Genomic DNA, 12,879 nt, shown 5'->3' with positions numbered 1-12,879 from the left:
ATCGAACCTTGAAGGGCGCACAAGGTCACGCTGGACGTCAAGGCGGAGGTCCAGTGACCACTCATTTCAAATGACGGTAGCGGCCTGCTCAGATTGCTCAATCATTGCTATTGCGACGGTTGCGGCGGCTCTCGCACACGGAAGGAAATCCGTCCGGGCCATCGCCTATAGTTGCTTCACCATTTCAACGACACACATGGACACCAGCGGAGTGATCGTGAGCAAGTGCTCGACCATTTTGCGGCGCTTGAAGCCCAGCGAAACATAGAACTCGACGGCCGGCAAGGTCGCTTCAAGGCTTAAACTGGCAAGTCTGTCTTCCCGAGACTTGGCCTCAATGGCCTGCAATAGTTTTCGGCCGATGCCGAGCCTTTGGTGCCGTGCGGAAACATAAATGCCCCCAATCTTCCCGGTTGGCCGCACTGATCCATCCCCAATAGCAAGGCCATTCCACTCTGCCACGAGGCGGTCCGGTTGGTCCGGCGCAATGGCAAAGCGCGAGGTATTTATGAGCGACAGGAACGCTGCAATAATTTTTTGATCATAGTATCCGGGAAAACTATTCAATACGGCACTGCGCTGAATTTCGACCAGGGTTTTCGCATCGGTAGATGTAGCAGGACGTATCAGACGGCGACGGGACGTTCATTGCAGTTCACCTATCAATTTCCATATTTTTAGAGTTATCGGACAATTGGCATCCGTCAAGGCGAAACCCGTCGCGTCTTGGAATTCTGTTGCGCCGGAACTTGCCGGCAGCCGACCGACGCTGGTTCTTGGTGTGGTGGACGATCATTGCCAGGCGCCACCTTATGCTCACATGCGCTAGACAGGAAACGTGAGAAGAAATGCGCCTCATCCACAATGAGTATATCTAGCGTCCACCTATCTGATCTCAGGTGCAGTCCTGTGCAATTTTTGGAACTATCGTCTCTCAACATTCTCGTATGACTGGTAGGACGATGACGCCAGATCTATCTTTCGACAAGCTAGGCCCCGCTTTTACCGAGCCCCTTGCTTGTCGTAGAAGACGAACCTGTGATGCACGAACGCTTGCACACCATACTTGTCGGTCTTGGCTACACTGCAACTGCCGTGCATTTGCCGGCAGTTTTCTGGAAGCGCGCGATCAGCTCTCAAATCAGCCATTTGCGTTGGTGCTGGTCGATATCGACCTGCCAGACGGCAATTTGATCCGCGGAACTGCGCTCGCACCCAGCGTTACCCATCTTCGTCATATATTCTCTGCTCGAGGAAAGGTCTTATCGTGAACCGCCAGAAGAGACCTGCCCCAGCGAGCACGAACTGCGCAGGCGACGAGTGGCGAAGAAGGCAACCCGACAAGGCCTCAGCCGGGCGCGCACAGCGCGCGACTGCAGCTCCCGGCACTCCAGATTCGGAGTCTGGAACTTTTCGCTGCTTTTGGCTCGTGCCTTGGCAAATGGAACGGCGAAAAAAAGCAACTCGACTGTAACATCCACGCAATGGTTGCCGTAGTCGCACATAGATAAAAACAGCGCGTGTGGTCCCCTTATGTTTCCACTTGAAGAGCCGCGTGTGACTTGAGGGTTTCATCCGGTCCATGTGGTTCTAGCTATGGCATCTGGAGCGGGACATTGGAGGGGGTAAAGAATGACTGGTGGTTCGCAAAGCGACCTGTCGCTGAGTTTGGAAAAACGAAGCTTATCGGGCATCGAGCCGAGGGCTATTGCGAAGGGTGATAGGCGGCCACGTTTGCCAGGTTGTCCACCTCCTGGGCCAAAATCATCGCATAATGTATCGACTGGAAGCTGTGTGGTTCCTTGCTTCTGCCCCTCTAATCTGAACAAGCCAGAAATGAGTTGAAACGCGGCTGAATCTCTTGCCATAGTTGCGCGCAGCTGCTAGCTCCACAACTGTAGAAGATAGGTCAGCAGTTGCCGTTCGGCACTCGATTTTCGGGGCATGTGAGCTTGGACAAATCTGGGGAAAGATGCAGGCGAATGTTCGCTTGGCGTTACGTCGGTCCGGGCTTGCTGATCGCAGTATTGATGTTGTGCGCCGGCACTGCAGCGGCACAAGACTATCCTTGCAAGCCGCAACCTGCGGACAACCTTGGTGCGTATTATCGCAAGCTGACGATCGATCCGAACTACCTTGTGAAATTCCAAATGGGGCAGCGGCAATTCGCCGTTCCTTATGCTTATGAGACCGGGAGGCAAACACCGGAACGCCTCAATTGTGCGCCTGTTCGGGATCGCTTCGAGTTCGCTTTCTGGATGCCGGATTTGCGTGCACCGAAGGAGGACTCTTGGGGCAAGCCGGACTGGCGTCCGCAGGAGCCCGGTCGCTCAAGGTTTAGTGAGAATGAGTACCTTGTGAAGGCGCCATTCGTTAAGGAAGTCACGTCCGCAACCGTGCCTCCATCTAAGATGTTGGAAAATCTCATAGGGATTGCCCATGGCGAGTATAGGCTCTCCCTCGCGTATGACGGGCTAATCCGACTCAGTTATCCAGACGATTCAGAATCCACTTACTTCAACCTGGAAGAGGGCCAGGAGGAAGTGATGATCAGATGTCACACCACGACCCTTGCTGAGCCAGCTTGCAAATACAAACTGATGTTTCGTGACCTATCGCTCGTCGTTGAAGGGTCGATGCCAGAGGAAAATGGCCTCTCGCAATGGCGTTCCGTTAAGGCGGGCATTCGAACGCTTATTGAGCGCTGGCTGGTGAAGTAGCACGCCTCCGTCATCCGCAACCAACCGACAAAGGGAAAACTTGCATGGCCGCTGAATTCAGCCTTACGCAAGAGCAGAGAGACCAACTGAACAGGATGACTGATCGTGGTACGCGGAACTTTGCTGATGGTTACGACTATCTACGGTCGCTGATTGAAGCGCACCCCGACGCAGAAACCTACCAAGAGCAACGTTTTTGGCTCGGGAAAGCTGCGGAGATCAACCGTAATGACCTGACGAGTGAGGCCAACGTCTTCATCCGAGCGATTACGCGTGCGGGCCTCCTGTGGGACCAGAAGGCCGCCGGCCCGGCCAGGATTCAGGAAACGTCAGACCTAATCGGAAGAACCGTTCTCAAAGATGTCATTGACAATGGCAAATTGCCCTTGGTTGATCAGATCATTGCGCAGGACGCATTGGCCGCGATCGGGGACGGCGGGCAGACAATGGCGGGATGGGGCGGAGCGTTCAACTACTGGAACGTTCAGCTTTCACCGAAACCCGGGGATACAGTAGGCAATCGTATTTTGGAAAATCCAGCGGAATACGAGAAGTTTCTGGCGGTGGCAGCGCTGGCGACCGTCGATGTCATGCAGAAATTCGGTATGAGTTTAGAGCAGGCGGAGCTCGCGCTGAAGGCCCAGCTTCCGAACAAGGCGCTGAGCGACGTACTAGGCCGGATGGACGAGGCTCGCACGAAAGGGTTTGCTGGCGATCCTAACCTGATCGACGGTTATAGCCCAGTGTTTAACGATGCCGAGCAAGTTGTCGGCTGGCGAGGCCGCAACACCGCCGGAGAATTCGACTTGACCGACCCGGCCAAGATACAAGAGCTCAACCAACGCTATCAAACTCGCCTCGACAAGATCTCGGACCAATCCTGGCAATCGTCTTCAGCTGACGGAAACCTTGCCCTTGACAACATCTCCCATACCGATTTGGGTGCGAGAAGCAGCCCCATCGGGAATCTTGCGGACTCGTGGTTAGGTTCTACCGCCTCAGGCCTCTCGGCGCTGTTTGACGCTGCGATAAAAGGCCTGGCCGAGCGAAATCAAGGCGCCGAATTGCCAGGGGAGCCGCGATCCGGCAGGCCAACGCAAAACCAATCTTTCGACATGCCCGGTAGAATGGACCTGACGCCGATCAGCGCGACAGAGCGACTGACGTGGCCCGGCTTTTCTCGAAATCCCGCGCTCGGCAATCAGCCAGCGACTTACTCGGGTGTTGGGAACCACGGGTCGACCTCGGCACCTTCACTGCCAAATGTGTCCACGCCTCAAGAGATCGGGAGCCTTCCTGGCACCAGTTCGCCTATGGATTCCATTCCTGAAGTTTCGGCTCCGTCGGCCTGGACTGATGCAAGCTCCCCTGCGTACATAGCGCCAGTTTCGACATTTTCAGGGGTGGTTTCTCCAAGTACCATTGAACGGATATCTACACCCCTTTCGGTGGCACCCTCGAACATCAGCCCCGTAAATACGCCCGAAATGCCGCAGCCTCGACCCGGGGGAGTGCGACCGGATAATACAACGGGGAGCCCCCTGACCGGCGGAAGCGGCGGATTAGGCGGTGGTGGCTCGCGGGGAGAGGATCGTAATGACCGTGCGAGTAACGGCTATGGCGCGGGAAACTATGACCGAGGCACTTCGGGCGAAAGTAACTCGCGCGGCAGTGGAAACGCGGGGGCATCATCAAGCGGCGGAAGCTCATCATCAGGCAGTGGGCGTTCGCCTTCGGGTGGATATGCCCGAACCCCTTCGGAAGGTCCGACGCCCAGTGCCAGACCCGATCGCGGAAATAGCCCTGGGGACACCGCCAAGGGCAACGGTTACGGCGGCGGCGCTTCGTATAGTGGGAATGGACCAGGCCGCAGCCCCACCGGCGGCGGCGGCAGTGGCGGCTTTTCGGCTTCCGGAAGCGGTACTGCAAAGGCAGGAACCCGGGCGCGCGCGCGGGACCTCGCGGACATAACTCGGGGCGAACCCGGCAAGGGTAGGGCAGGGTTCGGATTTCCGGTGCTGCTCGACCTCTCAGGAAATGGGCTCGACATCAATGAATTGAGCTCATCCTCGAGGTTCGTTGAAACCAACGGCGACGGCTACGGGCGACGAACGGCCTGGGCCGGTGACGGCAACGGCGTGTTGGTGATCGACCTTGGCGGTGACGGGAAGATCACAAGCAACAAGGAATTTGCCTTTGCTGAGTGGGATCCTGGCGCGAGCGGAGACCTAGCGGCCCTAAAAAGTGCGTTCGACACCAATGGTAATGGCAAGCTCGATCCTGGTGATGCGCGTTGGGGCGAATTCAAAGTAATGGTCGGCGACAATTTGGTGTCGCTTGGCTCGCTTGGAATAGAGTCTATTGACCTGAACCCGACAGGTGCAGGCCGCGTTTTCAGCGACGGGTCGGCAATCACTGGAACGACCACCTTCACTCGGACTGACGGCTCTAAAGGCGCTGTCGGGGACGCGGTGCTCGCGATGGATGCGACCGGCTACGCGATAAAGCGCACAACCAAATCGAATGCAGATGGGTCAACGACAACCGAGATCTCCGGGTTTAACAAGGCCGGGACGTTGGCGTTTCGCGAACTGGTGACGGTCAGTCTCGACAAGACTACAACAACCACGCGCTTTGATGACGACGGCAATGGGACCTATGATAGACGGCAGACCGTAGCGCTGTCGGTCGGAGCGGATGGATCGAGAACAAAGATCGTGTCGAACTTCGCGGTCGACGGGGCGCTCACCGATCGCACGACGACGACTACGAGTGCAAACAAGTCGAACGTGACGACGTTGGTGGATGCTAACGGCGACGGGATTGTCGACGAACGCCAGGTGGTTGTCTTCAATGCAGGCGGTTCGACCTCAACAACGGTTGAAGCATTGAGCGCCAGCGGTGCGATCCTGAAACGCGTCGTCATCGAGTCCACTGCGGATGGCTTGACCAAGACAATAAGGACGGATCCAACCGGCCGCGGCGTGTTTGATGTCGTTCGGATGGAAATGACCACGATTGGCGCCGATGGTAGCCGCACGAAAACGATCACCGAAACGAGCGCCAACGGTGCGCCGTTGTCGAGGACCGTGGAGTCGATCTCTGCCAACGGTAAGGTTCAGAGCATCGATCTCGACAATGGCGGTTCTGGCCAGTTCGATCAACGGCGCTCTGTGACCATCGAGGTTGCTGCCGGCGGTGCTGTTTCGACGACCAGCATCGTTAGCAATGCCGACGGTTCACTACGGGAAAAAACGGTCGCGGTCACGAGTGCGAACGGTCGCGACACGACTTTGTCCTCGGACCTCACAGGCGATGGCCTCTTTGATGAGGTCACCTCAAGCAAGACCACCATCGGCGGCGACGGGACCTTTACAGAGACGACGGAACGGCGAAGCGGCGGTGGTAGCTTGCTCGCCCGACGCGTCAGCGCCAAGAACGCATACCGCTCAACTATGACGATTGAAAACGACAAAAATGGCGACGGCTACGCCGATGAGGTCGCAACCATTGTCGCCGGCCCCGATCGTTCGACGATAAACACCATCAAGACGCTCAACCGCGACGGGACAGCAATCACAACGACCTTAGGCTCGGTTTCGGCAGACGGTCTGACGCAGACTGTAAAGCGCGACATCGACGGCGACGGCGTTTTTGATGAGGTGACGACCGACACCACGGTTACCATCGCCGACGGCAGCCGCATACAGACGGTTGCCAGGACCAGCGCCTCTGGAGCGGTGCTCGGCAAGGTGATCAAGTCTGTCTCGGCCGACAGTCTGACCAGGACCACAGAAACCGACATCGACGCCAACGGTTCGATCGACCTTACAGTGACCGACGTTTCTGCTCTTGGCGCGGATGGCCGTCGAGTACAGACCGTGTCCGCCCGTTCGGGCAATGGCACTTTACTCAGTTCGTCAGAAACGACCATCAGCGCCGACCGCAAGACGCTTGTGGTGACGGAGGACACTGATGGTGACGGCATGACGGACCGTCGTGTCTCTGCCGTTCTGGCCGCCGACGGCAGCCGGACGGAGACAATCTTTTCGCTCGCTGCCGACGGTTCCACGATCGGGGGCAAGACGACCACTGTCAGCGCAGATGGACTGACCACGACGATTGAAATCGACGCGGACGGCAATGGCACGGTCGATTCCAAAACCACGGACACGACTGTTATCAATGCGGACGGCAGTCGCACGCGCACGATTACCGAGCGCTCCGCGGATAACACGCTGATCGCGACGTCTACGGTCAAGACGAGCGGCAACGGCTTGACGAGTGAAACGAGGTTGGACCGAAACGGCGACGGTACGCCCGACCACTACGGAACAGACTCAACGGTTCTTAATCAGGACGGATCGAGGACGCGGAGCGTCTCCGTCCCCGGCGGTAGCGCCAGCAAGACGACAGTGAGCGCCAATGGTCTTACCAAGTCCTTTGCGGTCGACGCCAACAGTAATAGCCAATTCGAGCGGACGAGTAGGGAAAACACGGAGCTGCATGCCGATGGCACGGTGACAGCCACCATCTCGGTCACAAGCCCTACGGGTAAGCTACTGGCAAAGACGACATCCGCGACATCCGCTGACCGAAACTCCACCACAAAGTTGACGGACCTTGATGGGGATGGGATCAACGATATCGTTCAGTCCGCGTCGATCGATGCTAAGGGAGTGACAACCACCACGGCGACTACCTACGCTACGACGGGCGGTCAGGCGGTATTGAACTCCCGTACCGTGACGACGGTCTCGGCCAATGGCCTGGCAACGCGCCAGACGCTGGACATCGACGGCAACGGAACGGTCGACAAGATGACCGAGACTGCCAAAACGCTACGCACAGATGGTTCTGTTTCGGAGACGTTCGCCGAGCTGAACGGGGCAGGGTCCCGCACGGCATACATCATCAAGGACGTTAGCGCCAATGGTCTCGTCAAAACCACGCAGTGGATTGCCGATGGCGTCAATCTGAGCCGCAAGGCGACGGAAACGCGCGTGCTGAATGCTGATGGCAGCATTCTTGATACAGCCTCCACGTTCAAGGGCAACGGCGCGCTCGAAAACAAGGTGACGCTGTCTTTAAGCGCGGACAAACGAACGGCAACGACGTCGCGCGACATCGACGGCGATGGCATCGTCGACCAGAGCGTTCAATCGACCGTACTTTCGAACGGCTCATCGGTAACGACCTCAAAAGATCTTGGCGCCGACGGGATCCAGACCATAGCCGCAAGGACGATCACGAAGAGCGCCAACGGCCTTGTGACCACCACAACATATGACGGCAATGGTGACGGCACAGTCGATAGCAAGTTCGAGATGGTCAAGACCCTGCAAGCCAATGGCACCAAGTCAGAAACGGTAACCCGCTTCGGAGCCGATGGCACTGCTGCCGAGCGTGCTGTTATCGATACGTCGGCAGGGGATTTCTCAATTACACGAAGATGGGATCTCAACTCCGACGGTACGTTTGAGAGATCCGAAAACGACGTCACAACGCTTAGTTTCGACGGCGCAAAGACGCGAACGGTCAGCACCTTGCTCGGATCAACGCTTGAGAAGCGTTACCAGGAGTCGTCGAATGCCAACGGACTGAGTAAAACCCGAAAGTGGGACCTGGACGGCAACGGCGCTTATGAACAAGCTGCAACCGACTTCGACTATCTCAACGATCAGGACGGCACGTCACTAAGGATAATCGAGAACCGGCGCGATGACGTATTGTTCTCCTCTCAGCGAACGACAACGAGTGCCGACGGACGAACGGTCTCGATCAAAGACACGCGCGAAGGCTTCGGCGTTCGGACGATCACATCGACTGTCAATGCACTTGCCGATGGAACGACTATTGAAACCCGAAGCGTCCTCGATGCTTCTAGCCGCCTGACGGAACGGCAAACAACCACAACGTTCGGCAACGGTCGCGAGACGAAGATCGAACGCGACGCCGATGGCGATGGTGACATTGACCAGGTCGAAACCCGCTCAAAAGCTGTTGATGGCGCGAGCACAACCATCATCACTGACTTCAGTGCGAACGGCAGCAAAGCTGGTACCACAACCATTTTGGTTGGTGCCGATGGTCGCACAACGACCACGGAATGGGATCAGGACGGCAACGGTAGCGTCGATCGCCGCCGCGTGTTGACGGAAAGCTTCAACGCCGACGGCAGCTACGAAGGCATTGCGGTCGACACCAAGGTTGCCGGCAATACGGTTGCCGCCCGCACCAACACCAAATCAAGTGCTGATGGGCGCATCCGTTCCGTCACCCGCGATCTCAATGGCGATGGCGCCACCGATGTCAACGAATTCTCCGTCTCTGACGTCAGTGGCGCGACAATCGTCACGACAACCAACAATGCGGAAGCCCGGAGCTCTAAGTACCTACGTGCGGGGGACGTTTACTGGACCGAAGCAATCGCGGCAAAAACCGAGCTAACGATTGCACGCGATGGTTTGTCCCGCACCATGCGATCCGACTACGATGCTGACGGCACGTTCGAGCATGCAGCGACGTCACAAACGCAGATTGACGGATCGATTGTAACCAGAATCGAGGAGCGCAATGCCGGTGGCACTGTCGTTGCGAAGGGGGTCTCGACCGTAACCGCGGACGGCATGATTACAACTTTGAAAAAGGATGCCAACAATGACGGCAAGGACGACCGGTTTGAAACCAGTGTTCGCCGCATCGACGGTTCCCTCACCAACACGAGCATCGAGTATAATGCCGACGGCACGGTGAAGCAGACGACGCGCACGGAGATCAATGCACTTGGAAGCCCGACGCTCATTCTTGCCGCCGATGCTCAGTCGCGCAAGATCTTAGAGCATATCTTCAGGCCCGATGGATCCTCGACAAGAACTGGGTTCGATGGCGCGACCGGCAACATCCTGTGGAAAGCGGAGTTCGGCACGAACGGCGTTCAAACCGGCGGTGTGCTTTTTGATCCGTTGAACCAGAACACCTGGTCGCGCGTCGAACAATTCTTCGATGCGGCTGGCGCAAAGACTTTAGAGAAACAGTTCAACGACAATGGGACGACACAGGAGCATCGCTTCGATCCAGCGACGGGCAAACTCGCGGATGTGCAGACCTTTGCTGCCAATGGGGCACTAACGTCGAAGACGCTCTTTGACGCGCAGGGCAAGGCGACCAGCGCAGTTCTTTACGATCCGCTGAACCAGAACACCTGGTCGCGCGTCGAGCAGACCTTTGATGGCGCCAATGTTAAGACGCTTGAAAAGCAATTCAATGACGACGGTACACGTACGGAGTTCTTCTACCGGTCACCAAGCGGCGCCGTCTCTGAGTCCCACAACTTCGCTGTGAATGGCAGCCTGTTGTCGAAGACTTTCTTCGATGCGGCTGGCAAGCGAACAAGTGCGATCGCTTACGATCCCCTCAACCAGAACGGCTGGTCACGCATCGAACAGACATATGATGCTGCGGACGTTAAGACCCTCGAAAAGCAGTTCAACGACAATGGCACGCGCGTGGACGTATTTTATCGGTCCCCAGGCGGCAAACCATACGAGTCCCAGAACTTTGGCGCCGATGGCAATCTCGATTCGAAGACCTTCTATGACACCACGGGTTTGAGAACCAGTGCGGTCGTCTATGATCCTCGCAACCAGGCAAGTTGGTCACGCGTTGAACAGACATTCGATGCAGGTCAGGTAAAGACAATCGAGAAGCAGTTCGGGGATGATGGAACTCGCGCCGAATTCTTCTACCGGTCGCCAAGCGGGGTTGTCTACGAGGTCCAAAACTACACGGCCAGCGGCAGCCTGCTATCGAAGACTTTCTTCGATACGACCGGCAAGAAGACGAGCGCGGTCGTCTACGATCCTTCCAATCAGAATGCTTGGTCGCGTGTCGAACAGACATTCGATACGGCGGGTGTTAAAACCTTGGAGAAGCAGTTCCAGGACAACGGGACGCGAACGGACCTCTATTACCGCTCGCCTGGCGGTCAGTTATATGAGGCACAAGTGTTCTCCGCGGCAGGATTTTTGGCGAGCAAGACGGAATATGATGCGCTCGCTAATCAAGTTTGGAGCCGGCGGGAGCATCTAATCGATACGCAGGGGCGTATCACCCAATCGGTCACGTTCAACGATGATGGATCAAGGAGAACCGAAAGCTTTGATGCGGCCAACGCACAAAGCTGGTCCACTAGCACTTCATATCACAACGTCGCCGGGCAGCTCTATTTCGTCGATCAACGCAACGACAATGGCACACGCAACACGGTGAACTATGACGTCGCGAACAGTCAGGGTTGGTCGCGTTATGAACAATTGAGAGACAGTGCGGATCGCGTGTTGAACCAATCGAACTTCAACGACGACGGTAGCCGTTCTACCTATTCCTTTGATCCGACGAATGTGCAGCCGTGGTCGCTGCATCAGCAAAACTATAACGCGGCCGGTCAGCTCTTTTCGGTCGATCAGACCAACGACGACGGCAGCCACAACACCATCCACTACGATGTCGCCAACAATCAAGGGTGGGCGCGGTACGAACAGTACATCGACAACAGCGGCCGCGTTATAAGCCAGGTCAACTACAACGACGACGGCAGCAGGCATGCCTACAGCTTTGACCCGGCGAATACGCAGACCTGGACAAAGATCACGCAGGTCTACAACGCCGCCGGTGCGCTTGAATGGCAGGCGAACGAATTCGACAACGGGACGAGCGAAACGACGACCTTCAATGTCCAGAACAACAGACCCTGGGCGCGTTTTGTTCAGACGAAGAATGCTGGCGGCGCGTTGACGTCCGAGGCTGCGCTTCAGACTGACGGGTCGAAGTTCGTGAAGTTCTGGGATCAGAACAATGGCCAGCCGTGGTCCTACATTGAGCAGTATGTAAACGGTGCAGGTCAGCTCACCGCGCAATATTTGAAGCGAGACGATGGTTTCGTCGAGGAGACGCGCTACAACGGCCAAGGCACCGCGCGGCAAATCGCGACTTTCGACGCGAACTATTATCTCGCGATGAACCCGGATATCGCCAACGGCTGGCATGCGCCGGCAATCGAGCATTACAACCAGTTCGGTTGGAAGGAAGGGCGCAGGCCGAACGCCTGGTTCGATGGCAACTACTATCTGCAGCAGAACGCAGACGTCAAAAACGCCGGCCTCAATCCGTTCGAGCACTGGCGCGCAAATGGCTATGCCGAAGGACGCGCGCCGCATGCCGGATATCAGCGTTTCGATGGGCGGGCGCAGTCGGATTTGGCCAATCTCAATGAACCGCTGTTTGCGACGATTCAGGGCGACCGAATTGGAGCCATGCGTTCCTACGCCAGGAGCACTTATAATCTGCTGAACCAAGACAATGACCGTTCACGACCAAAACCTCCGGCTGGAGTGAAAGCGACGCTCTACAATGTTGGCTGGAAGTACGACGACCGCACGGTTCTCGGTATGTATCCTCAATATGTCGCCAATCGCTTTGGCATGGGGAATACGCCCGTCATCCTCGACCTTGATGGTGACAACCAAATCGATCTCCGGATGTTTTCGCCCGCCGAGTTCGACGCTGGCAACGGCCCGCGCTTCGATTGGGATAAAGACGGGATTGCCGATGGCACGGCTTGGGTCGGCCCGAACGACGGCTGGCTGACGATCGATCTTGCGGCCGATGGCAGTGCGGGGCCTGACGGTGTTATTAACCAGGCGAAAGAGCTGGCATTCACCCTGTGGAAGACCGACGGCGAGCTTGCTGAAGAGCAAGCCGACATCACCGATCTCGAAGCGCTTCGTCTGGTTTTCGACACCAACGGCAACAACCAGCTCGATGCGGGTGACGCCCGGTGGAGCGAGTTCCGCGTTTGGCGAGACGTCAACCAGAACGGTGCCACTGACGCCGGAGAGCTGCGAACGCTTGCAGAAGCGGACATCAGCCTGATCGGACTTGTGCCGTCGTCCGGCGGCGCGCGCGACTTCGCCGACGGTTCAGCAATCACGGGCACGAGTAGCTATACGAAGGGCAACGGTATGACGGCTCTCGTCGGCGATGTGAAAGTTGCAACTCGCCCATCCGGCTTCGAGCTGGGTACCGCCTGACGCGATATCTGGTTCTCAACGCGCCGCCCGCCGAGACACTATGGATCGGCGGGCGACTTCGTACTCAA

At 57.0% G+C, this 12,879-nt stretch carries 3 protein-coding genes; 2 read left to right on the top strand and 1 reads right to left on the bottom strand.

Annotated features, from left to right (window positions below; genetic code table 11):
* Positions 1–165: 165 nt before the first annotated feature.
* Complete coding sequence (locus tag VGO04_RS11730; RefSeq protein WP_327496132.1) at positions 166–567, bottom strand: GNAT family N-acetyltransferase; 402 nt, start codon at positions 565–567, stop codon at positions 166–168.
* 1,415 nt (positions 568–1,982) lie between these two features.
* Between VGO04_RS11730 and VGO04_RS11725 the strand changes: the two genes are divergently transcribed.
* The gene (locus tag VGO04_RS11725) at positions 1,983–2,720 is read left to right on the top strand and encodes a hypothetical protein (protein ID WP_327496131.1); all 738 of its coding nucleotides are present in this window, start codon (positions 1,983–1,985) and stop codon (positions 2,718–2,720) included.
* 44 nt (positions 2,721–2,764) lie between these two features.
* On the top strand, positions 2,765–12,811 hold the full coding sequence (locus VGO04_RS11720; protein ID WP_327496130.1) for a hypothetical protein: 10,047 nt from the start codon (positions 2,765–2,767) through the stop codon (positions 12,809–12,811).
* Positions 12,812–12,879: the final 68 nt, after the last annotated feature.

It is taken from the genome of Ensifer sp., from assembly GCF_035999185.1.
GTDB lineage: Bacteria > Pseudomonadota > Alphaproteobacteria > Rhizobiales > Rhizobiaceae > Ensifer.
The sequence above is the reverse complement of the archived record's forward strand: the minus strand, read 5'-3'. Positions and strand labels throughout refer to the sequence as shown.